This window comes from Lentisphaera profundi (assembly GCF_028728065.1).
GTDB lineage: Bacteria > Verrucomicrobiota > Lentisphaeria > Lentisphaerales > Lentisphaeraceae > Lentisphaera > Lentisphaera profundi.
The window spans coordinates 2,422,526-2,447,066 of sequence record NZ_CP117811.1 but is presented as its reverse complement, the minus strand read 5'-3'; the positions used below and the strand labels follow the sequence as shown (position 1 = coordinate 2,447,066).

Sequence of the window (24,541 nt, the reverse complement as noted above, 5' to 3'; positions counted from 1 at the left end):
GCCAAGTTATTAGAGCGTGGAGAAATCCCAAAGATTATGATCGGCTAGTTGCGATGGTCGCACATTTGCTTGGGCGTTTTGCATGACGGCACCAATATTTGGGTGATTGAGTTCCATTTGCTGAAGCATCTTTTTCATTTCTTGGCGTTGTAAATTGCTCTGTGTTCCGCAAAGATTGCAGGGGACTACAGGAAAGTCATATTCTTTGGCTAATGCAATTAAATCACTTTCAGCACAATAGGCTAAGGGGCGAATGACAATATTCTCTCCATCGTCAGACTTTAATTTAGGTGGCATGCCAGCGATTTTACCTGCGAAGAAGAGGTTCATTAACAAAGTTTGATTCATATCATCGCGATGATGACCTAAGGCAATGCTGTTATACTGATGTTTTTTAGCGTATGTATAGAGAATTCCACGTCGAAGACGTGAGCAGATGCCACAGAAAGCTTTGCCCTCGGGGGTTTTCTCTTTGACGATCGAATAAGTATCTTCTTGTAGGAGGGTGATATTCAAATTGTGTTCGCGCATGAAATGAATGAATTCAACGGCATCAAACCCCGGTTGCTTTTGATCGAGCATAACGGGATGCAGCGTGAATTTAATGGGGCTTTTTTTGCGAATTTCTTCTAGGGCCAGAAGTAGTATAGAAGAATCTTTGCCACCTGAGCAGGCTACCATTATCTGGTCACCATCAGCAATCATATTGTAATCGTTGAGGGCCTTAGAAACTTGCTTGCGTATGGTATTACTTAATTTGCTCATTTTTGACTAAAGTGTGCATTATAGGTTCGTCAAAAAAGATGTCGCCACTTTCTTGGTAGATAGTAATTCGGCGAGCTTCAATTTTATTTTCATTCATGTAAATCACGGGTTTCCGAATGAGGATAATTTTCTTTTCTTTGGGGGAGTAGGCCACTTTTTGTGAAGTGGATTTATTATCTTCTTCAGTTATGACCACATCTCCTTCTGCAATGATGAGATGAATCTCATTTTTGCTATTGAAGTAAGCAGTCATTTTTTTTGCAGTTATGGTCATTTTCCCTCTGATGACTACAACGTTATGCTCAAAAATAGCCATGCGTTTTTGCTCTTGATTAAAGAAATCAAGAGTGTCAGAAGTAATGATAACTTCTTCAGTTTCTTTATTTACCGGCTTTTCGGTGATTGAAGCCTTTGTAGCATCGACCTCAGCAAAAGCAGTGAGGCCGAATAATAAAAGAAAAAGTAGTTTAATCATTAGTTCTTTTTTCAGGGCGTTGACCACGGAGAACTGAGTTTCCGTGAAAGAGCAAACTTTGATCAAATTCGAGTTCTGTTTCGAGTTCAGCTTTTGTGAAAGCGCCTGATTTTTCAAAAAGTGCGATAGGGTTTTCCCACATCACTTTAGTAATGATTTCATCACTAAAGTTCTGCTCTTTCATGAGTCCTGCCGTAACAGGGACTGCTAAGGGATTTGAAACGCCCCAGTCAGCAGAACTATTGACGAGAATACGATCAGAGCCATACTGCTGGATGAGTTCGACCATACGATCGGCATCCATTTTTGAGTATGGATAAATGGTGTGTCCTGCCCAGCAATTAGTTTCTAAAACTAAAGGGAGGGTTTCTTCGTTATTGTGATCAATGACGACTAAGGTCTCATCAATACCAACTTCGCGGATGAGATCGATAGTAGCTTTAGTGCCATTTAATTTATCACGGTGAGGAGTATGAACGATGACGGGTAAGTTACGTTCTTTTGCCATTTCTAGTTGAACTTTGAAGAGCATGTGTTCGTGATCAGTCATGTCGTCATAACCAATTTCACCGATGCCGACAACATTGTCTTTTTCGAGATATAAGGGTAATAACTCTAGAACTTTATCGGCATATTCTGGATTGTTGGCTTCTTTTGCATTAAGACAAATGGTACAAAAATGGCGAATGCCAAATTGTGATGCGCGGAAACGTTCCCAGCCAGTAATAGATTGGAAGTAGTCATCAAAAGAGCCTGCATGAGTCCTGGGCTGTCCTAGCCAGAAAGCGGGTTCGATTACAGCACGGATGCCGGATTTATACATGGCGATGTAATCATCAGTCGTACGAGAAGACATGTGGATATGTGGATCGAAGTATTTCATAGAGCATTTTTCTCCTTAAGAAAATTAATACAAATATCTGGAACAATGCGTTTCGCAGCAGTGCGCTCAGTGTAAAAGAATAAAACAGCTTCGATCAATTTTTGATTACAGCGCTTTTCTAGGCCGTGAATTTGATCGAAGGGTAAGCCCATAAAGAGAACTTTTAGGGTGAGTTGAATGAATTCGTCTTCAGTAAAATTATTTGCTGGATAAGGGTTATTCAGTGCCAAGGCTTTATAGGTATCTAAAGAGTTAGTGCGACAAACGTTGACGACGTCTAAGTGTAATTGCTTGCCGTCATCCCGAAAATTCAGGGCAAGTAGTACCGCGGCTTTTTCAAAATCATCGCCTCTAAGTAAGACTTCTTGAATGTCTTCTGTACTAGCAAGGTTTGCTGCTAATAAGACTCGACCGAGATTGCCGATACTGAGTAAGGCTAAGGCAGGTGCTAATTCGTTTAACTGAAGAATTTCTTGGTCTGTATAGTCTGGGGTGTGGCGTCCTAGTTTACGGGGGACACCTGAAAACTGAATGAGGAAATCTTTTTGACTAGGATTTACAGTCTCCAGAAAATCATAATAGGCTAGGGCTCTTCCTTGCTTGGGAGCATGGATAAGTAAAATAGATTTTATTGCGGCTGTATTTTTCATAGTTTAAGATGGCTCAAAAAGTAGGTTTTTTCAAATGAAATCTGAAAGGCGTTCTATAAGGATATCCACGCCGGGATTACCTGGGGCTCCGAGGTGAGTTTTTCCTTTGATGTTTTCGTAGGGATCTTCGAGGGCAACTGAATCTAAAGATTGCTTAACTTCAATATAGGCATCTCGGAAAGTTTTACCCGCTAAGACCTGACGATTAACTAGGTCAGTAGCGTAAATATCTTTTGAGAAAAAGCTCAATAAACGCTCTTCTTTGATGTCAGTATTGGAGATGATGATGCCCATGGCCTCTAGTGATTCTTCTACGAGGGTTAGGCCTTCCATGAAGACGCCTTTCGTTTCTTGGTAATCACTATTGTATCCAGAAAATAGATTTGAAATCACGCCTTGAGCCTGGCTGATTTGACCGGTAAAGAGGTGGTAGCGGCTACGAATGATTTCGCAGGGGTCAAGATTCTTTTTATTGGGCATTATGCTAGAGCCAGTAGTACAGGATTTATTGACATCGAAGAAATCGAATTCAGCACTTGTCATCCAGACCATATCATTCGCAAGTCTATTGATGACAAACATGGTTCCCCATAGAGCTTGGAGTGTTTGGCATTCAACTTGACCTCTACTAAGCTGGCAGGAAAGGGAGTTCACTTGTGTGCGGGCAAGGCCTAAGTCTCGAGTGACAAATTCTCTGTCAATAGGGAAGGCAGTACCGTAGCCTGCAGCTGAACCTAAAACATTGACGTCGTTAAGTGAAATGGCTGCGTCGATAGTTTCTTTTTGGTTAATGAGGATTTCGGCAAAAGATGAAGCCCATAGACCGATAGAAGAAGGCATTGCACGTTGTGTGTGAGTGTAGCCAGGCATGGGTGTAATTTCGTATTTCTTGGCAAATTTTAAAAGCTCATCAATAAAATCTTTCAGAGTGGCTTTAATTGCAATTAATTTATTTTTGCCAAAGAGCCTAGTTGCCGAAACGACTTGGTCATTGCGACTTCTTGCCATGTAGAGTTGTTTTCCAGCGTCGCCAGCACGCTTAATGAGTTCGTCTTCAATAAGGGAGTGGCAATCCTCCATCTCGGGAAGCATTTTGAGCGTGCCTTCGAGTGCCTCAATTTTCATTTCCTGTAAATGGATCTCAATGAGTTTGGCGTCGGCGCTAGTAATGAGCTTGCATTTTTCGAGCATTCGTCCATGAGAAATCAGAGCAATGATATCCCAGGGAAGTAGTTTATTGTCGTAATCAAGGTTGGTTTTGAAGCAGATTTCATGCAGGCGTGAGTTGAAGCCTTCATCGTTTGCTGAGGTTGACCAGATAGCCATTGTGATTCTCCTAGATAATATAATTTCTCTGAATTAAGCTTAAAGCCCTTAATATACAAGTAGATGCTTTATTCGTGAGAGGGTTATTTCAGTGCTTTGCCTTCTTGGAATTCGATGAGAGAAGGGATAGCTCGAAAAAAGAAAATAAAATGCAGAATGGTAGGGATGAGTGTGGCAAAGAAAGAAACGTTTTCGTAGAAAAGAAAAAGTGCCAAGGTGAGAGAAAATGGAACGCAGGCAAGGATGCTGATTTTAAAAAAATCCATGAAGGGGGCTCGGACAATTCTTCGGTGCAGGAAAAAGAATAAGCCTGCTAAAAAGGCACATTGAATGATATTGGTAAAGAACAGCGAGCGTACGGAAGCAAAGAATTGATGGATCTGGATGCTTCTAATGAAATCTGAATTTTTTTGCAGGTAATCCTTTAAGGGTATTTCCTCTCTTTCTTCTGAATCGGTCAGGAAATGCTGGGTTTTCTCTAGTTGAGAAAATGTGCTTAGGTAAAGAATTTGAGTAAAATCTGGGTGTAAGATGGCGAGCTTGTCTTCGCTAATTTGTATGGGGATATTACTCTCTAGGTCAAGTTCTTTGTTTATTAAAATAATTGTGTTGTCACTTTCGGAAGACTTTATTTCGATTTTATTTGTTATCGAAATTTCATCATTTTTAATGTATAAATCTGGAGCTTGTATCAGTAGTGGGGCGACCTGTGTTGAGTAGAAGTGATTAAAGTTCTTTTTTGCAGTCCACCAGGGTAAAATGGCGGAATAAATAGATAAGACCAAAAGAAAGAGCAAGCCATTGCGCCATTTTGAGAGGGCGTGTAGGTGTTGCTCTTTTTGGTAAAAGTGGGTGTATGACTTGAAGAACTTAGTGATCTTCTGCATTAGAGAGTGTTGGGGTCCAGTAAAAGTCTGACACTCGAAAGGAACGCTTCTTCGAGTTTGCTTTGGAATTTTGCTGGGATAAGAGCAGTTACTTCAGTGTCTACTGCCGCTGGATAAAGTATGATGGGATTGAAATATAGAGCGCTTTTGTCTTTGTTGATGGCAGCGATTGTGAATATTTCATCATTGGTGTCAAAGGAAATTAAGGGAAGTATATTCTCTTGTTCTTTAACAATATAACCCAATGGAATCGCTTCGTTGAATTGGGCGGGGGAGCGTATCATATCAATGAAACTATCCTCTTGAGATGAGTTAAGTACTTTATGTACAATAATTTCGTCATTTTCTTCTTCTTCCGGATCTATGTTAATAGCCTTAGGTGCACTTTGTAGATTTTGTGAAATGTCACCAAGGAAGTTGACTCTGTGAGAGGATACCCACATGATGCGACCCCCGCTTTTTTGGTAGTCATAGACGAGTTTGTTTAGTGCACTTTGCAAATGCGAACCAGAGCGAGCTGCGTAGGTCGTGCATGGGATGATAAGTACTGGCATTGATTTAGCGGAGGGGAAACTAGTGCGGAGTATTGAGTCAAGGTTAAGGATTCTGTATTCAATTTTCTTTTTGATAAGTGCAGAGCCGACCTGTGATGCTAGGATGGTAGATGGCTTGCCAAGAAGTGATCCTTGTGTGGTGGAAAGGGGCTCGATAAGTAATCCAATGACACCATCAGCGCTTTGTTTTTGAAAAATTTCCTGGAGAAAAATATTCTTTTCTAAGGGAATGGGAAGTACAGATTTCTTTATTAAGTCAGTAATTTCTTTGCTGTTTGGTGCTTTGTATTTTATCTTGTTTTTGGCGAATGCGACTGACGTTCTGAGGATGGATGCGGTCGTCATGATACTATCTGAAGATGACTTGATTACTGCAAGTTTTCCGTTAAAACTCGTTTTGTCATCAGTCAAAGCGGCTCTTTGTAGGTTGAGCGCGAGCTTGTTGGCATGCAATTGTGTGTTCTTTAAAATAGATGTAGGCCTTTGAAGTAGGAATGAGGTCATGTATTCAGGCTTGTTAGTGATGATTTTTGGAGTGAAATCTTTCATAGATTTTTCGTAAAAAGCGAAGGCCTTTTCATCTTTCATGGCCTCGCTGAAAGAAGTTGTTGCAGATCCTCGCATTGAGATGGCCTCACCTTTGGCATTATTAAGATCGGGATCTAGTGAGGGGATGTATTTTGATAGATAGTTTATTTCTGAAAGAGCACTTAGGTCACTGTAGAAAGCGATATTATTGTTGAGGCATGCAGTCCAGAAGCCTATTTGCATATTGTCTTTGTTGGCGATGGCTTGCGTCAGCATCTCAAAGATTATGGGAAGAGATTTGGGTTCCAGCAATATAGAAGAGTTGTTTATCGGGACATCTCTGAGGCGAGCGATGTCTTTTTTGTCAAGGGGGCTTTGAGGGATGACGTCTATGCCGTGTGCTTTTTTGTTAGAGATTACAGGGACATAAGAAATAATAGCGTTATTGAGGCTTGATGTAGGTAAGATTTCTTTGAATTCAGGGTAGGCTGCAACCGTGTTTTTTAATAAGACTTGTTGGTCTTCAGTCGATCGAGCCATTAAGAGAGAGGAGAGAGAGCAGAGTAGTAGAAAAAACTTGTTAAAGGAGGTGACTTTCATGTTTAGCCTTGGAGTGATTTTAAATTCAATTTCATTAGGATACCGCTAAAATTCCACTGAGCAAGTGGAAATATGACTTGCAAGTTTATCATGTTGAAATTTTCTTGAATTATGTTATGATTATAGACTTTTTCTATACATGAGAGATAATTACCCAAAAATTGGATGGATGAATGATTGATTTTTTTAGACTCGTTAAAGATGAGAAGCTTGCAGATATCTATAGGGCTTTACAGGATCCTAATTTTGAAGTAAATCAAAAAGATTTACATGGCAAAGTTGCACTACATTATGCTTTGAATTTGCAGATCATAAGGATTTTAGTTGCTAGTGGTGCGGATGTTAATGTAAGAGATAAAAAGGGTTTAACTCCATTGGACTACGCTCCCAATGATAAGGTTGAACAAACTCTTACGGAGTTTGACGCTGTGAATGGCGAGCCTATTATTTTGAAAGAAGATGTTGACTTTCAGCGCCGCCAAAAGGTTAAAGACGAAGAGAAGAGAGCTGAATTGGAAGAGAAGAAGAGACTTCAAGCTGAAGTGGAAGCTGAGCATAAGGCTGAAATTCTGAAAAGAAGAGAAGAAAGAAAAGCTGAGACAGCGAAGCGAAATGCTGCTAAGAAAGCTCAGGCAAAAGCTGAAAAAGAGCTTAAAGCTCAGCGTCAAGCGATGTTAAAAAAGAAGGATAGTTAGTTTCTACAGATTAGTTTAAATGAGGCTTCTCAGGGAAATCACACTCGCTTAGCCTAGTCTTCGCTTTACGGGGTGAGATATCTCGCTTGATTTGTACTTTTCCATAGACGGTAAGTGCTTGAGGATGAAATCTTCTAGTACTAAAAGTTTTTCACCTTTCTGGGTCTGTCTTGAAGATGTTTAACAGTCGGGAGGGTGTGCGGTTAATGGATTTTTTAAGGTTGCTCATGCTGTTGATGGTCCATTCATAGTCGTCTTTATTGCCTCGGACTTCCGCTTTCATTAATACGGAAAGAGGACTGAATAAGGTTTTAAGGATATCCACATTGAGTGGTTTAGGCAATGTAAGGATATCTTTCAAATAATGTGTATTTATATTGAATGAATACATCGTTTGGCCCCAGTCAAACCATCCATCCCCTGATAGAGCAACGAGTTTGCCATCGCTAAAGAAGTTATCGATATTGACTTGTTGATCAAAGAATTTGAGTTGTGCTGAGAGTTCTTTGACTTGTGCAGCCGATACAAAGGGTAGTATGGATTCAAGTCTATTAAAAAAAGTCGATAGAAAGGGTATTTCTAAGAATAAGCCGTCATGAATATGGATAAATCCTTCGCCTAAAATGCTATGGATTTTTCCTTTGTGACTCTTGAGGTTGAGATCAGCACCGAAGTTGACGCGACCAGCGGCGGTGTTTAAAGAATCTTTTTGGAGTTCTGATATAATTCCTGCTAAGTCTACGTCCGATGCAGTGAGCTTAAGTGCTTGCTGGTTGAGTTTCAGGTTGTCTTGATAGATGAAATGTAAATCCCCGGAGTAAAATTTAGCCTTGCGGGATGCCACCATAATTTTCTGATCACGCATATTGAAAGTGATTAATGGATTGTCAAGCTTAAGGTCGCTAAATGAGAATTCAGGAAGTTCAATATAGGCTTCGCTACGAGCGTTGAGTGGGTCTTCTAGGTTTACGTGGCCGGTTATGCGGGCGTAGCTTTTGTTTGGTAGTTCAAGGGCATTTAATAGATCTTTCCAGTCGTGGTTAGCAATGCGAAGAGTTTGGGGGATTGATAGTGTTGAATAGAATTGATAATCAATAGTGGTGTCACCGGTAAGGTTTTTGAAGCCTAGGTTTCCTCGTGCGTGGGTGTCAGTAGTGTCCGCTTGTATGTTATGGACGAGTACTTGTTCAGGGAATTGCATGTAGATGTTGGCGGAGAATTTTTGTGTATTGACGCCATTGATTGATGCGCCATCGGCTTGAAAGGATCCATCGAAAGTCATTAAGTCTTGATCTCTAATAGGGTCGTAGCGATAGTCAAAATATCCAGACCATGTAGGTATGGCAGTTCTTCCCCAGGAGAATCTATCCCATACGTTAAGGTAGTTTTTTCGACCGTTATCGCTAAAGATAAAATGGCTTATGTGGCGAGGATCGCCGGAGGCATCGGCATAAAGAGAGACTTTGTTATTGGTGAAATCGAATCGTACTTGAACCTTTCCGTTTATTTGGGGGCCTGAGAATTTAAGCGTGTCGGATTGAAAGTTCAGGTTTTTGAATTTTATAGGACCCTCAATTAAGTCAACGTATAATCCCTGTACTTTAAAATTAGACGCTCGTAAATCGCCCTTGATATCCCAGCTCTTTGGGTCTGTTACGTTATTAGAGTTAAAGAAAATATCGATATGTGGGGGCGTGTCAGTGAACTTGAGAAAATCGATGTGCGGAAGGGTGTTTGGTGCAAATAATTTTAGGTACTTCAATGGGAATAGTTGACCGGTGAGTTGACCGTTAAGTGTTTTGTCTTTGAGACTGTACTCGAGTTGACCAGAGATAAGCTCCTTCTCGTCAGCTTTGATTTCAAACTGAGTAATGGTGATAATGTTTTTCTTGAGTTCAAGGCTGACTTTAGTGCTTTTGATGAGGTTGCCTAAGTACAGGAATTCAGGTAGAGAAAAATCTATCTGGGCGGTGCTCATCTTTGGAGTTAGAGAATCATAGTAGAAGTGTATGTTAACATCTGTTTTATCAGTAATGTTTAAGAGATCTGCTACGTCATTAATATTGATAATCGCCTCTTTTATGTGCTCGGGAATGAGTTCATTGAGCTCTTGCGCGCTAGGGAGGGATATAGTTGGATCTTTGGAGTCTTTCTTTTTCGATTTGAGATTAGCGAGGTCGCCTTGGAGGGTGAGTTTTAGGTTTTTGGTGTTGCATTTAAAGCTTTTAATTTGAATATTACTTGAGTTCACGAACTTAGCGTTCAAGTTCATATTATTAAGTTTGAGGTACTCTTCTTGTGATTTATTTTTTAGATTTATGTTGAAGTTTGCATTTTGAATAACGAGAGATTCTGGGGTGAAAGTCCCTTGGCTGAGGTCGGATAGGTCGAATGAAACTTGTATTTCATCTGCTTGGTAAAGTACTTCGTTTTGTTTGTGGTCTTGAATGCTGAGTTTGTGGACTTTTAGGCCACTGATAGGGCCTAGATGGACTTTTTCTATGGTATATTTTAATTGACTTGTGTCGAGTCGCTGACGTAGCCCTAGAATGATATTTTCAGGGAGACCTTTGATTTCTAAGATAAGGATTAGAACGCAAAGAGTCATCCCTGTTAATGAAAATATCCCTCGAAAAATATGCCAAATTTTTAAAAGCATTAATTATCACTTTTTAGGTACAGTACGGATAGGGGGGCAGATCTACGCAAATACTGTTGCTATTGTTGTGTGCAGTGATAGGGCTTGAATGATAGGATTTGTTAGGGGAGTAGTTACTGCCTCCGAAAGAGCCGTCGTCAGAGTTTAGGAGGATCTGGTAGTTGCCCGCTGTTGGGACGCCTATGATGTATGAGTCTCTAGGGACAGGGGTTAGGTTCATTACGCATAGGATGCTTTCCTTAGCATTGTTTTTCCTTAGGAACGACAGTACGCTTTGTTCATTATCTTGTGCATCAACCCATTCAAAGCCTTCGTGGCTAAAATCATTTTCCCAGAAGCAGTTTTCTTGCTTATAGATATGGTTAAGACTTTTACTGAATTCTTGCATACCTTTGTGGTTGTCGTTGTTTAGTGTCGCCCAATCTAAGCTTTTTGCTTCGCTCCATTCGCTCCATTGTGCAAGTTCGCATCCCATGAAGATGATTTTTTTACCCGGGTGAGCATACATATAGGCATATAGGCATCTTAGGTTGGCAAATTTTTGCCAGATATCCCCAGGCATTTTGTTGATTAAGGATCCTTTTCCGTGGACAACTTCATCATGGCTGAGGGGTAGAACAAAATTTTCGTTGAAGGCGTAAACAAGTGAGAAAGTTAGTTGGTTTTGGTGGTGTTTACGGTGTACGGGTTCAGTGGAAAAATATTCTAAGGTGTCATGCATCCAGCCCATATTCCATTTCATTGTGAAGCCGAGGCCATTGTCGTAGGTAGGTCTGGAGACTTTTGGAAATGCGGTTGACTCTTCAGCAATAACCATTGTGCCAGGGCATGTTTCGTGAGCGAGGGTATTTAATCGCTGCAAGAATTCAATGGCTTCGTAGTTTTCTCGGCCGCCATCTTTGTTTGTGCGCCATTCTCCTTCGTTGCGAGAGTAGTCACGATAAAGCATGGATGCAACGGCATCAACTCTTAGCCCGTCGATGTGGAATTCTTTGAGCCAGTACAGGGCTGAAGATATTAAGAAGTTAGAGACCTCTGTTCTTCCAAAGTTAAATATAAAGGTCTTCCAATCGGGGTGATAGCCTTCGTCAGGATTATCGTGTTCGTAGAGTGAGCTGCCGTCAAATTTTCCCAGGGCATGGCGATCTGTGGGGAAATGGGCAGGAACCCAGTCGATTAAGACGCCGATTTCAAGTTCATGTAGGTGGTTTATGAAGTAGGCAAAATCTGCAGGGGTACCAAATCTAGAGCTTGGAGCAAAGTAGCCTGTTGCTTGATAGCCCCATGAGGGATCGTATGGAAATTCAGTGATAGGCAGAAGCTCAATGTGCGTGTAGCCCATTTCTTTGATGTATTCACCCAAAGTATGCGCTAGGTCTCTGTAGTTTGCAAATTCCCCATCGCGCTTAAGTTCGGGGTGATTCCAGGAGCCAAGGTGTATTTCATAAATTGAAAGAGGTGCTTTTAGTGGGTCAGTATTTGCTCGTTGTGACATCCATTTGTCATCAGACCATGTGATCTCACTATTATCCCAGACGACGCTAGCCGTGCCTGGGCGAAGTTCGCAGAATTTGCCGAGGGGGTCTTGTTTTTCTACTATATCACCATCTTTGGTTTTGATCGCAAATTTGTAGTATTCGCCTAGGGCCATTTCGGGCATGAATATTTCCCAGATTCCATTGCTCCCCATAAGTTTTCTCATGGGATTTATAGCTTTGTTCCAGCCATTGAAATTGCCGATTAGTGAAACTCCTTGCGCTTCTGGTGCCCAGACTTTGAAGCTTATGCCGTCGATATCATTAGATCTAAAGGATTGACTGCCGAGGACTTTATAGAGTTCAAGGTGATTGCCTTCGTGCATTAGGTGGATGTCTAGTTCTCCTAGGCTGGGAAGGAAGGAGTAGGGGTCGTATTTACTTAAGGTCGAGTCCGGGTACTTGATTTGTACTTTGTAATTCTTCTTAGGTTCTTTATCTAATTCGGTAATGAAGAAGCCACTCTCATGCCGTGTGCTGGGGTAGGTTTTACTATCGATACTTATATTAACTTGTTCAGCAAAGGGTTCGTAATTACGTACGATCCATTTTTCATCAATCTTATGAAGGCCTAGATAGTTATGTGGGTTTTCGTGGTTTAATTCGCAGATGGCACGTTGTTGTTCAGGGGAAATCATGTGGTCCTCGATTGTGTTATGGCTCCTAATATATACGTATAAAGTATAGATTGAGATTGTTAGTATACAAACATAGAGCTTTTAAGATTGTGTCAGTGTTTTTGATTTTTTAAAACAGCGATTAAAGAGCTTGCATGATTGAAATGCTCATGTATTTTTGGTAGACCTAATAGTGAAAATTTTAAATTGTAAGGTCCAAAAATGATAGTAAACAAAAGTGTTGACGAACTGATGCAGTTGACAAAATTGCAAGGGTTGACTTTTGATGACGTAACCTTAGTTACGCAGTATGCCGATTTCCTTCCTGAAGACACACTTACTAAGTCCAAGTTTAGTCGTAATATTGATTTGAATATACCATTTGTCAGTGCTGCGATGGATACGGTAACAGGATCTTCTATGGCTATAGCAATGGCCCGCCTAGGTGGCATTGGTGTTATTCATAAAAACATGGATATCGCTCTGCATGCGGAGGCAGTTAAAAAAGTCAAATTACATTCAAATGGCTTGATACAAGAGCCTGTAAGTTTCTTGGAAACTCAAACTGTAGAAGAGTTGTTAAATTACAAAGAAGATAAGCATTTGCCTTTTTCGGGTTTTCCTATAGTTGATGCAGCTGGCAGAGTTGCAGGGATTTTAACGGCTAAAGATTTGAAGTTTTGTAATGATCGTAGACTTAAATTAAAAGATATCATGACGAGTGCTATCTTGACTGCTAAAGAAGGCACCACTCTAGAAGATGCCTATAAGATCATGATTGATAAGAAAATAGGTAAGTTGCCTCTTTTGTGTAAGAACGGAGAATTGGCAGGCCTGTATAGTTTTCACGACGTGAATGCGTTGATAACAGGAACTTCGAAGCTCGAAAATCTAGATTCAAAGTATCAGTTGCGTTGCGCTGCTGCAATTAGTCCATATGATTTTGATCGTGCTGAAGCATTGATCAATGCCGGTGTTGACGCGATTGTTATTGACACAGCTCATGGTCATTCAAAAGGCGTGGTTGAGACAGTGAAAGAGCTCAAAGCAGGTATGGCTAGCTCGGTAGATGTGGTTGCAGGTAACGTAGGTACGGCAGTCGGTGCAAAAGCATTGGCAGATGCAGGTGCAGATGCGATAAAAGTTGGTATCGGTCCGGGTTCTATTTGTACGACACGAATTGTTTGCGGAGTAGGGATTCCACAAATATCGGCAATACATGCAGCTTCTAGAGCAGTGTCCTCTGATGTGCCGATCATTGCGGATGGCGGAATTAAGCAATCAGGTGATGTGCCAAAAGCGATTGCAGCTGGTGCGAGCAGTGTTATGATGGGAGGTTTATTGGCGGCTACGGAAGAGAGCCCTGGTGAAAAAATCATGATGCAAGGTCGTAGATTTGTGGTGTATCGCGGTATGGGTAGTTTAGAAGCGATGAAAAGTGGAAAAGGAAGTCGTGAACGCTATTCTCAGGGTGATGTAGAAGATTCTAGTCAGTTGATTCCTCAGGGAGTAGAAGGCCGTGTTCCATATAGGGGCACAGCAGGAAGTGTTCTACATCAATTTGCAGGAAGTTTAAAATTCTCGCTAGGTTATTGCGGTTCGAAGACAGTCCCAGAGTTACAGAGCAAAGGGATTTTATACCGAGTAACGCCCTCTGGATTGCGCGAGGCTCATCCACATGACATTCAAATGGTGAAAGACGCGCCAAACTATCGTACAGTGTAGTATGTATTTATTAATAGCACTAGGGGTATTAGTTTTCTTAATGCTGGTCTTTTTAGTGTTTGTTAATATAGGCGCCTACGTCAAAGTAAAATCAAACGGTATCGACTTAGGTTTTGTCAATATCGTTTTTTCGCGCCTGAGAGGCTTGAATCCCGATATGCTCGTTGATGCTTATATTATGCTGATACGGGCCGGTATTGATGTGGAATATGTGCGACTCGAGAGTCATGCTTTGTGTGGTGGTAATGTATTTGCAGTTGTTGATGCGTCGGTGTCTTCTTTGAAATCGTCATTAGATATAGACTTCGAGCAATTCTGTTCCTTAGATCTAGCGGGACGAGATGTGGTGGAGGCAGTTGGTAGTTATGTAAATCCAATTGTTATAAATTGTCCAGATCATCGGAATGGTGGACATATAGTTACGGTAGCTAAGGATGGGATTCGTCTTGGTATTAATGTGAAGTTAACCGTTAGGTCGGATTTAAATAAATTGATTGGTGGAGCGGGTGTTTCAACGGTGGAGGCAAGAGTTCAAGAGAAGATCTTGGGAGCTGTGGGGTCGAGGGAAACTCATAAAGAAATTTTAAATAACCCGTCCTTGTTAGTCGAGCACCTCAAAGCTGATTCAGATGTATTGAATGGTACCTATTTCACGCTGGTCTCAGTCGATGTTTCAGGTGTGCAGGTTTTAGATAATCTTAAGGCGAAGCTAGATTCAATCCAATCTGAAGCGGATAAAAAAGTTGCAGAATCGCGCGCAGAAGCGAAAAAGGCCGAGGCGAAAGCAAGGCAACAAGAAATGAAAGCAAAGTTGCAAGAAATGGGCGCGGGAGTTGTTTTGGCGAGGGCAGTGTTGCCAAGTGCTATAAAGTGTGGAATTGACGATGGCGTGATCGGAACGAAAGAATCTAGTGTAAAAAACGTCTCACAATGGCGTGCTCAGTCCCTTTAAGTGCTTGCATCATTGTTAACACAGTCTAGCTTTTTTGTGTATGTGTTAAAATTTTTATAAAAGCAAAAGGTTTAATAAGGGAAATCCATGAGAAAAATAACTTCATTTTTTATGTTCGTGTTAACTGTAGGAAGTAGTTTTACGGCGCTTGCCCAGAGTGGTCAGTCAATAATTGAGGTCGGCAAGATCGATGTCAATACTAAATTAGCACCTCCGATAACAGTTAATAATATAGTTAAAAGTTCGAATCCAAATACAGGCGAGTGGACATCAATAACAGTTCAGTTTCGCGTTAAAGGCGTCGCAAAAAAAGCAAATGCCTTGGATGATGGGACTTGGTTAAATAAAGTAAGTATTACCTGGAAGGGTTTGTATAAGGCAAGAGACGGAAAGTATAAAAAAACACAGAAAGTAGTCACGTATGAAAACATAACAAATGGTGATTATTACGCGACTATTTTAGTAAGTCCTGATGTCATCAATCGCTATCTAGGTGGTATTAAAGATGTCCATAAAATCTTAAGTGTCTATGCGGTGTTTAAAGTGGAAGGGAAAACACAGTTGAATACGAAGTTTTATGTGCAGTCAGGAAAGCGTCAGAAATCGCTAATGAAAGGTTTTAAAGAGACTTCATTTGATAGCGAAAATTTGGATTCAGTTGAGGGAATCTTTACATCGAAAGATGATAGTCCGTGGGCTGCTACTCAATCTCAGATTTTTCCCAAAATTTCAAACAAAAAATAGGTCGATTATATGGCTTCAGAATCAGTAGTCACCATTGATATTGGCGCATCAAGCTTAAAACTTGGTGAGTTTAAAGTCGATCATAAAGTAATTACACTTGAGAGATTTGGTTATCGTGAATATGACGAGTTGCAAACAGAGAGCAATAGAGCTGCTCTATTAAAATCAACCTTAACTAAGCTTATTCAAGAGCGTGGTGTACAGGCGAAAAAAGCTTACGTCAGCCTATCTGCGCAGATGGCGTTTACAAAATTTGTTAAATTGCCTCCAGTAGGTGATGATGTTCATAAGATAAGGCAAGTTGTAGAGTTTGAAGCTCGACAAAATGTGCCTTTTGAAATGAATGAAGTGATTTGGGATTACCAGTTAATTTCTTCTACGGATGCAGAAGAAGTTGAAGTGATGTTTGTTGCGATTAAAAATGAAATTGTTGAAGAGTTAGTGGCAACAGTTGAAGCGTGTGGCTTAAAAGTAGAGATCGTTGATATTGCGACCTCGAGCTCATACAACGCTATACGAGTTAATCGGATTGGTTTTGATAAATGTGCGATGGTCCTGAATATTGGATCACGTGTATCTAATTTAATATTTTCAGATGGAACAAGTTTCTTCTCACGAAATATTCCAATTGCGGGGCATGCTATAACTCAGCAAGTAGCGAAAGAATTCGGTATTGGTTTGGAAGAGGCAGAAGAGTTGAAGAGGCGTCATGGTTTTGTTGCATTGGGCGGGGCTTATGAAGAGCCTGAGTCTGAGGTAGCTGCGACAATTTCAAAAATTGTTCGTAATGTGATGACGCGATTACACGGTGAAGTTAGTCGCTCTATTAACATTTTCAAGAATCAGCAGAAGGGTGCAAAGCCAGAAATAATGCACCTCTCTGGTGGTAGTTCAACGATGCTGTTCACCGAGACATTTTTTCAAGAAAAAATGAAGATCGATGTTAAGTATTTCAATCCATTTCAGAATGGAGTGAGTTTAGGGGCGAACGTAGATAGGCAAGAGCTGGCTGAATTAGCGCATTTATTTAGTGAAGTGATTGGCTTGGTCTTACGAATAAGTGAGTGTCCGGTAGAGATTTCATTGACCCCCGAGTCTGTGCAAAAGGACTTGATTAGAAAAGGTAAAATGCCCTATAACTACGCTACGGCTGCGGTTGCTATATTGGTGCCTTTGATTATTCTAGCGGGATCCTTTAGGGAGCGTTTGCATTATCAGGGTCAGATTGAGGGTAAAGCAGCTAAGATAGAGGGTTATAAAAAGATTTTAGATAAAATCAATGAACAGAATAAGCTTCGTGAGTCAGTTAAAAATAAAGTGACTGAATTAGAAGTTTTAAATGAAGAGAGATTTGAGTGGCTAAGTTTTTTAAATGATCTTAGAAAATATAAACCTAAGCCTTTGTGGATCACCTCAATAACGCCTCAGGCAGGTCAGGCAGTGAGTGTTTTACAGGGAGAGGTTCTAAAAGACACTAAGACCTTGTCGAAGTTTGCTGTAAAAAAAGCTGAGCGAGATAAAGTATTACACAGTCAAACACAATCAACCGATGTGGGATCAGTTATTGTTGAGGGTTATTATGTTCAATATCCGGTACTAGGCAGTACAGGAAAAAGACAGAAAGTCTTGTCCAAAATGTTAGAGGATATTGCAATATCGGAGTACGTCTTAGTTGACCCTCCTGGTATAACGGGGCCTTTAGAGAAGCGACAGAGTAAAAATAAGGCCTTTGCTTATTTTAAAGCGCAGTTAGGTGTAAAGAATATTGGTAGGGTTGATTAATGAAAGATAAAATTTTAGAGATAATAAAAGATAATAAAGCAAATGTCGCATTGCTAGTTTCGGTGTTCGTTGTGAGTACAGTATTGTTTAAGCTTTCTTTTGTATATAAATCTGAGACGGCAAAACTGCAAGAAGAAAAAGCACGGTTGGGTAATGATACACAGCAGATAAATAGCACTAAATATAAGCTGGATGACCTTAATAGGAAGTTATCTCAAGATAATATAGCCTCCTTGAAAAGTGGTTTTAACGACTATTATTCCTCTTTGATCGAAGATTATAATCACGATGCGTCTGCGGTTGCTGAAATGCGGTCGGAAGATGTTCAGGATAAGTTTTTGGAGTCAATAGAGTCATTAAGAAAAATCTGTGAGAGTGCAGAGATTGTAGTTACAGATGAGTTCAATTTTTCTTTTGATGATGAGGTGTCAAGGGTATTCAAAATGGAAGCTCGAGATAAAGTTAAGGTAATGGAGCAACTTGTAGCTATTGAAAACTTGGTAAAAATCATTGCTAGTAGTGGTGTGGTTGAGATTTCGAGTGTAAGTCGCCCTAATCAATTAGAGGAAACTCAGATGGGGGAAGCTTACGCAAAAGTTTATACTTTTGTATTGGTATTAAAGGTTAAGCCTGAGGGTTTTGGTACAGTTTTAAATAAAATCACCAATGATAAGCAGTTTTATTATAGAATTAATAGTGTGAGTATGGTGACGGCTGCGCAGGTGGATAAGGATCTTGTTCCTTTGATGCTTAAAGAGGCCGCTCCAATCAAATCTCCAGATGAGGATAAAGTCACTAGTGTGGATGATTTGTTGAATCAAGTTGAAGGAGAGGCTTTGTTAAGTGAGGAAGTGGAAGTGGAAGTGGAGCCTGAGGAAAGAGTTAATATTCGTGCATTTGAGGCGCCAGAACAAACTATGAAGATTAGTTTGGATTGGATTCAATTTAAAGCTAGTTATTTGGAACAATAGAATGAAAGATTTTATAAAAGCCAACCTTGAAAAGGTGATGTTGATTGTTGTGATGGCGGTATTAGTGGTTGTAGCAGTCTTTGTTGTTGCGACGGTAGATGTGAACCCCATAGAATTGATAAAACTTTCTGGTTCTCAGCCGATAGAAGTGGTAGATGGGAAGGTCATATCGGGGAAGCCAGTGAAGGCTCTAAGGTTAGAGACCGTGTTTGAAAACCGCCAATATTTACTCTGCCGAGATGAGACGTGCAATAAAGTTTTTCATGATGATTTCAGAAAGTGTCCATGGTGTAAAACTCAAGTTGATTTTGCTAAAGAGATTGAGGATGGAGATAGTGATGGCGATGGCATACTTGACACAGTGGAAGCTGAGTACAATATGGATCCGAATAATCCGGATGATGCTTTAGAGGATAGGGATAAAGATGGTTTTAGTAATTATGATGAAATTACCGTGGGGATTAACGGTGTGCCGACTTTGATCGATGATCCATCTAGTTATCCATCGATGCTTAATTTTATTCAGGCGATACCAAAGAAAGCAAAGCCATTACAGTTTATTTATAAATCAGACCAGACCTCAGGATCTAATAAAGCCTTATGGGAAGTCCAGTTTGTGGATTCTCGTCGTAAGACGAGGTGGGTGAGAGTTGGTGGTGTGATTTTTGCTAGCGACTATAGCTTGGTAGATATAGAAAAAGTTGAAGGTAAAGTTGTGCTTTCGGTTAAAAAGGAAGGTGCGGAGCTTATAAAGGTTTATAAGGGCAAGTATGTGTATCCGCCCAATGGTAGCGGAATGGTTATATACAATAACTTAGGTGGGAAACAAGAGTTCGTAGCGGACGATTCCAAACATAATTTATTAGGCTTAGATGGTGTTAAGGAAGTGGTGGACTTTAGAGGATGGCGAAGAATTGGTAAAGAAAAGGTATTAAAGGCCATTATATTCAGTAGAAAAACAAATGAAGAGTTTGAAATCGATAGTAAGAAATCGATATTAAGCCCTGTTAAATAAAATTTATCAATAGAGAACGAGGATTTGTTAATATGAACAATACGTCATTATATAGTAGATTGGCGACGGTTGTAGCTTTGTCACTATCTTTTTCAGCACTTGCTCAAGATGAAGCTGCAAAAGTATCTGAAGAAATATTAAAAGAAAATCAAAGTGATGAAAACGGCTCCAAAGCTACTAGATCAACGGTCACACGAAATGAAGAAATAAGACGCCAGCAGCGATTGATTGAATCCGAGTTGAAGTTTAATAGAGCCATGAAGAATTTTGCCTTGGGTGATTACGACGCTGCGATAGCTGGCTTTGACGCGGCTGTTATGGGGTATGGCGGAGTTTCAAAAACTCGTGAAGACGTTTTGGCGAAAATTGATATTGCCAATAAAAATAAAGCAGAAGCTTTGGTTCTTAAGTCAGGTCAACTTATGACTAAGGCTAGGGAGGAAGTAGACGCAGATTTATATTCTGAAGCCATCTCAACATTAAATGCGGCTATAGCGGTTAACCCGCTAAGAGAAGATGAGATTAATGAGAAAATCAAAGAGTATAAAGAAATTGAAGAAGAGTTATTGTTTGTAAAGAAAGTAGACGAAAAAGGTATTAATCAAATAAGAGAAGAAGAGATTGATAGACCTAACGCCATTAAGTATGAGCAAGCAGAGATTCTCTTTGCCAATAGAAGATACATGGATTCCAAAGATGTATTGGAACAGATTTTAGTTGCGAACCCATTCGATTCCGAGGCAATGACTTTGTTGTTAAGAGTTAATGCAAGAGTCGAAGAATTGGGAAGAGTTAGGCGTAAAGCTACGCGTGAAGAAAGGTTAGCTCAGGTTGAGTGGGAGTGGAATCAACCACTTAGACCGAGTACTCAAATTGGTACTGCCGTCAATGTAGCCATAGATGGTCGAATCCGGAATGATGATGCTAGAGTTAAAGATGTATTTGATAAGCTTAATGGCATTAAAGTTCCCAGTGTAGTATTTGATAATGATTCTCTCGATTCAATTGTTGCTCGACTTAAGCAGATGTCTAAAGATTATGATCCAGACCCCGTAAAGCGAGGTGTTAATATTATCTTGCGTATAAATGAGGCTGCTGCTGCGGCAAAAGTAGAAGAGCCTGGATTTGGAGAAGACGCCGGATTTGGAGAAGACGCTGGATTCGGAGAAGATGCTGGCTTTGGAGAAGATGCTGGCTTAGACGGAGGAGCTGAAGTTGCAGCTGCACCACAGCAAAGTAATGGAGTGTCATTACGATTAAGTGATGTGCCAATTTTGAAAATAATTGAGCTTATTTGCTTGCAGCAAGACTTAAAATTCAAAGTTACTGAACATGCGGTTATTATCGCGGATAAAAGCATTCCTTTAGATACAATGGAAGTACGTTTTTATGATGTCCCAGCAGGTTTTTTAGACTTGATTGAGCCTAATCTTGACACGGGCGGAGCAAGTTTAATTGAAGACGTAGGTGGTGCTGGTGATGGTGGTGGCACAGCTAAAGGTGTGAGAGAATACTTTGATGAATTTGGAATAAAATTTGATGCGGGTTCTGAAATATCTTTTATTCAGTCGGTCAATCGTTTAGTTGTGAAGAATACGCCGGCTGAGCATAGTAAGATTGATAGAATTATAAAAGAATTAGCACCGGCTGAAAATCAGATCATTATTGAATCAAAATTCTATGAGATTAATCAAGAAGATATTGAAGAGCTTGCCTTTGAATGGTCGATTGCACGTATTGAAGATGGTTCAGGATTTACTGACCCAAATGCGGGTTATGTCGGTAGGGCTCCAAGTGATCTCTATGATGTCAATGGCGATCCTCTGTCAGATTTTTTAAGTGATGGTTTCAGCTTAGATAAAAGTGGAGACCTTACCTCAAATGGCGGAGATGGTCTAGAATCTGCCGTCAGAAGTCTAGGTAGTGTACTTGGCAATGGCTTAAGCCAGGGCACATTTAAGTTTGCCTCTATTTTAGGTGATACAACATTTAATACTTTGGTTAGTGCGATTCAACAAAGAAGTGGCGAAGACGTTTTAAATGCGCCGAAAGTAACGACGCAAAATGGTCATACTGCGAAGATTAGAGTTGTGCAAGAGCGCTATTTCCCTGAAGAATGGGAAGAGCCAGAAGTTGAGCAGAATTCTCAAGGTGATGGTGGCAGTCAGTCAAGTGTGACTCCTTCTAAGCCTGTTTTTGGCGAAGCCAGAGATATAGGTGCGGTGCTAACTGTAACGCCACAAATCGACCCAGATCAACGCGTAATTGAGCTTCAGCTCAAGCCAGAAGTGATTGAGTTTGTCGAGTATGACGAATCTTTCAATGTCGATATGCTGGTAGGGACTGAAGTTGTACTTATCAATCCTATCACAGGTGGCACTTCAGAAGTAATCGTTTATAACGCCTTTGAACAGAAGTTTAGTATGCCGATTTTTGAATCGAGAACAGTTGATACAACTGTGCGAGTTTGGGATGGTGAGACACTGGCTTTAGGTGGAATGATTAGTGAAGAAAAAGTCACCTACGAGGATAAGATACCCTACTTAGGAGATATCCCATTTTTAGGAAGATTTTTCACATCGAATGGTGAGCGATCAATAAAGCAAAATTTAATTATATTTGTTACAGCTAGATTAATTGACCCTTCAGGTCTACCGGTAAGCCCAGGAACGTTGAGTGGCCTACCTGATTTTAAAAGGCTATAGAAGAGGTTTAATATGATGAAGTTTGGAAAAGCTTTTATATACCAAGTTCTCTGCATAGGCTCTTTGCATTCGCAAAATGCAGATCTTGTGGCAGAAAATATTTTGGCTGGTGAAACTGATCAAATCACTTCTTCTACAATTAAATCAAATGAAATAGTAAGGAAACAGCAACTATTTTTAGAGTCAAAAATTTTCATTTCTGAATTAAGAAAGAAACTCAATGCTGGCTTTGTTGAAGATTTAAACAATGGTATTAAAAAGGCTAAAAATGATTTAAGTTCACTGGCATCATCTTCAGCCGCTGTACAGGTTTTGAAAGATGAATTAAAAGCCATTGAATTAGATTTTTTAATTTATAGAATCGATAATATTCTCGCGGTAGTGGATAAAGCAAAAAATAGCGCGCAAATACAGAAAGGGAAAGATTTACTCGACCTAGCTGTAGATTTGGATCCGGACAATGAAAAGAAATATCTATCGTTAAAAGCTGGTTTAGAAGAGCAGTACAAAGATATTGAATATACAGAAAGTGTGAATGAAGAAGCCATACAAGAAGAAGTTAAAGGCGTTAACCAAGAGATTAAACTCTACTATGCTAAGGCTGAAATCTTAAAGAATATAGGCGATTATATTAAGGCTTTAGAGGTTTTGGATAAAATTCTTACTTTGGATCCCTATAATCTAGATGCGAGTCATCTTAAATTTCAGATCGCTAAAATTGTGAAAGTGAAGGGCGCCCAGCGTCAAAAAGCACTTTCCCAAGAATTGGCAAGTGAAAACTCATGGAAGTGGGTTGATCCTATTGTTAAATCTGGTAATAAGGCGAACCTTTTAGTAAGCCAAGTTCAACGCAACGATGATAACTTTGGTGAAATTTATAGAAAGTTAGAAATAGAAATCCCAGTAGTTAATTATGATGGTGAGCCACTTGCAGATGTCATTGAAAAACTTATAGAAATCAGTAAGCAGCAAGATATTGAAGGTAAAGGTGTAAATATTGTATTTCTACGTGAAAATATCACTACAGCACAGCCTTCTTCTATAGAGAGTGATGAATTTGGAGAAGCTGATGATGCCTTTGCAGATTCAGGTTTTGAAGAAGAATCATTCGATGACGAGCCAGCATTAGTTGAAGCTGCACCACAAGCTACAAAAACTTATCCTGTACGTTTAAATGTTGAGAAAATTCCCATGGGTAAACTATTGGAATTGATTGTACAATCTCAGGGTTTAAATATGAAGATAGAAGAACATATGGTCGTAATTGCAGAGCCCAATGTACAGCTCGATCTTATGGAGACCAAATTCTTTAATGTCCCAGCAGGAATGCTTGAGATTATACCAACGAGAGATAATCTTAACTTAGTTGAGGAAACTGCAGGCGTAACAAGAGATAACTCTTCAGGCCAAGATTGGACGGCTTATTTTAGGAATATGGGCGTTACATTCCCCGCAGGAGCCAAGTTATCATATGTTGCGAGTGTTAATCGCTTAGTAGTGACTAATACAGTAAACAATAATCATTTGATACAAGACATTATAAATAACTTAAATACTGGCTCTGCACAAGTTAATGTAGAAGCAAAAGTTGTTGATATTACTTGGAATGCCATGCAAGAATTGGGCTTTTTATGGCGCTGGACAGGCCCTGAGACTCCGAATCATACTTTGACTGGAGATAGGATTTTTGCCCAAGGTAATGGTGGGACTTCTGTAGGGGAAAGGTTTGATAATAATATTCGCGGAATTAATGAAGTCAAAACGGGTCAAGAAGGGCCGGTGCAATTAGCAGCGGATTTGATTTTTGGTAACCAAGAACTTCAGATGATGATTCGTGCGCTTGATCAATCAGATACCAATGAGATTTTAATGGCTCCGAATGTCTTGACGAAAAGTGGTGAAACAGCCATCATCAGAGTTGTGACTTCGACTCAATTTGTAGAAGAATGGGAAGAAGGAGAATTTAGTAATAGTCAAGAAATCATTCCTAGTACACCCGTATTTGGAGAAGAAAAAGACATTGGTTTTGTTTTAAGTGTCACTCCTGAAGTCGATCCAAATAATACTGTGATTACAATGGAAGTGAATCCTGAATTTGTTGAGTTTATAGGCTACGATACGGACCTTAATACTTCAACTGTTATACAGTTACCTGGTTTAGGCGACTATAATGTAGAGTTTATTTACTCAATGCCAATATTCGAAGTACGGTCAATTGAAACCAGGGTGAAACTTTGGGATGGCCAGACCTTTACGCTAGGTGGATTGATTAGAGAGAATGTTTGGACAGTAGACGACTCTATCCCTTATATTTCTGATATACCATTTATCGGAAGACTTTTTCAAAGTAAGGGCGAAGCCTCCGAGAAACGTTCATTATTAATGTTTATTACAGCTCGTTTGATAACAGAGAGTGGCTTACCATTGAGGATCAATCAGGTGCCAGGCCTTCCAGACTTTAAGAGGATTTAGG

Annotated in this window: 18 protein-coding genes; 9 read left to right on the top strand and 9 right to left on the bottom strand. The window is 40.1% G+C overall.

Annotation, left to right across the window (positions count from 1 at the left end):
- Window positions 1–9: 9 nt before the first annotated feature.
- The 7 genes from ttcA to PQO03_RS09930 form a co-directional block, all read right to left on the bottom strand.
- Entirely contained in the window at window positions 10–765 is a 756-nt protein-coding gene (gene ttcA / locus PQO03_RS09960; RefSeq protein ID WP_274149999.1) for a tRNA 2-thiocytidine(32) synthetase TtcA, read from the bottom strand.
- Complete coding sequence (locus PQO03_RS09955; RefSeq protein WP_274149998.1) at window positions 749–1,240, bottom strand: LptA/OstA family protein; 492 nt, start codon at window positions 1,238–1,240, stop codon at window positions 749–751. The genes ttcA and PQO03_RS09955 overlap by 17 nt, the downstream gene beginning before the upstream one ends.
- A complete protein-coding gene (locus PQO03_RS09950) occupies window positions 1,233–2,123 on the bottom strand; it encodes a TatD family hydrolase (protein WP_274149997.1) in 891 nt (296 codons plus the stop codon). The genes PQO03_RS09955 and PQO03_RS09950 overlap by 8 nt, the downstream gene beginning before the upstream one ends.
- On the bottom strand, window positions 2,120–2,773 hold the full coding sequence (locus tag PQO03_RS09945) for an EboA domain-containing protein (protein WP_274149996.1): 654 nt from the start codon (window positions 2,771–2,773) through the stop codon (window positions 2,120–2,122). Before PQO03_RS09945 ends, PQO03_RS09950 begins: the two co-directional genes overlap by 4 nt.
- Window positions 2,774–2,803: 30 nt before the next feature.
- Window positions 2,804–4,099, bottom strand: a complete 1,296-nt coding sequence (locus PQO03_RS09940; RefSeq protein ID WP_274149995.1) for a lyase family protein — start codon at window positions 4,097–4,099, stop codon at window positions 2,804–2,806.
- Between the two features lie 83 nt (window positions 4,100–4,182).
- Window positions 4,183–4,986, bottom strand: a complete 804-nt coding sequence (locus tag PQO03_RS09935; protein WP_274149993.1) for a DUF1189 family protein — start codon at window positions 4,984–4,986, stop codon at window positions 4,183–4,185.
- Entirely contained in the window at window positions 4,986–6,668 is a 1,683-nt protein-coding gene (locus PQO03_RS09930; protein WP_274149991.1) for a hypothetical protein, read from the bottom strand. The genes PQO03_RS09935 and PQO03_RS09930 overlap by 1 nt, the downstream gene beginning before the upstream one ends.
- 173 nt (window positions 6,669–6,841) lie before the next feature.
- Between PQO03_RS09930 and PQO03_RS09925 the strand changes: the two genes are divergently transcribed.
- A complete protein-coding gene (locus tag PQO03_RS09925) occupies window positions 6,842–7,363 on the top strand; it encodes an ankyrin repeat domain-containing protein (RefSeq protein ID WP_274149990.1) in 522 nt (173 codons plus the stop codon).
- Between the two features lie 151 nt (window positions 7,364–7,514).
- Here the strand turns inward: PQO03_RS09925 and PQO03_RS09920 are convergent, their stop codons facing one another.
- Window positions 7,515–10,022 carry an AsmA family protein gene (locus tag PQO03_RS09920; RefSeq protein WP_274149988.1) on the bottom strand — a complete coding sequence of 836 codons (2,508 nt, stop codon included), beginning with the start codon at window positions 10,020–10,022 and terminating at the stop codon, window positions 7,515–7,517.
- A 13-nt stretch (window positions 10,023–10,035) separates the two neighbouring features.
- Window positions 10,036–12,195, bottom strand: coding sequence for a 1,4-alpha-glucan branching protein GlgB (gene glgB / locus PQO03_RS09915; RefSeq protein ID WP_274149986.1), 2,160 nt, complete (start codon window positions 12,193–12,195; stop codon window positions 10,036–10,038).
- A gap of 201 nt (window positions 12,196–12,396) precedes the next feature.
- Between glgB and guaB the strand changes: the two genes are divergently transcribed.
- The 8 genes from guaB (at window position 12,397) to PQO03_RS09875 (ending at window position 24,540) form a co-directional block, all read left to right on the top strand.
- Window positions 12,397–13,899, top strand: a complete 1,503-nt coding sequence (guaB, locus tag PQO03_RS09910) for an IMP dehydrogenase (RefSeq protein ID WP_420792837.1) — start codon at window positions 12,397–12,399, stop codon at window positions 13,897–13,899.
- A 1-nt stretch (window position 13,900) separates the two neighbouring features.
- The gene (locus PQO03_RS09905; protein WP_274149984.1) at window positions 13,901–14,851 is read left to right on the top strand and encodes a flotillin-like FloA family protein; all 951 of its coding nucleotides are present in this window, start codon (window positions 13,901–13,903) and stop codon (window positions 14,849–14,851) included.
- 87 nt (window positions 14,852–14,938) lie between these two features.
- Complete coding sequence (locus PQO03_RS09900) at window positions 14,939–15,595, top strand: hypothetical protein (RefSeq protein WP_274149983.1); 657 nt, start codon at window positions 14,939–14,941, stop codon at window positions 15,593–15,595.
- 9 nt (window positions 15,596–15,604) lie between these two features.
- Window positions 15,605–17,377, top strand: coding sequence for a type IV pilus assembly protein PilM (pilM, locus tag PQO03_RS09895; RefSeq protein WP_274149982.1), 1,773 nt, complete (start codon window positions 15,605–15,607; stop codon window positions 17,375–17,377).
- On the top strand, window positions 17,377–18,348 hold the full coding sequence (locus tag PQO03_RS09890; RefSeq protein ID WP_274149981.1) for an Amuc_1100 family pilus-like protein: 972 nt from the start codon (window positions 17,377–17,379) through the stop codon (window positions 18,346–18,348). The genes pilM and PQO03_RS09890 overlap by 1 nt, the downstream gene beginning before the upstream one ends.
- 1 nt (window position 18,349) lies before the next feature.
- Window positions 18,350–19,363, top strand: coding sequence for a thrombospondin type 3 repeat-containing protein (locus PQO03_RS09885; protein WP_274149980.1), 1,014 nt, complete (start codon window positions 18,350–18,352; stop codon window positions 19,361–19,363).
- A gap of 32 nt (window positions 19,364–19,395) precedes the next feature.
- Entirely contained in the window at window positions 19,396–22,068 is a 2,673-nt protein-coding gene (locus tag PQO03_RS09880) for a type II secretion system protein GspD (protein WP_274149979.1), read from the top strand.
- 15 nt (window positions 22,069–22,083) lie between these two features.
- The gene (locus PQO03_RS09875; RefSeq protein WP_274149978.1) at window positions 22,084–24,540 is read left to right on the top strand and encodes a hypothetical protein; all 2,457 of its coding nucleotides are present in this window, start codon (window positions 22,084–22,086) and stop codon (window positions 24,538–24,540) included.
- Window position 24,541 lies beyond the last annotated feature (1 nt).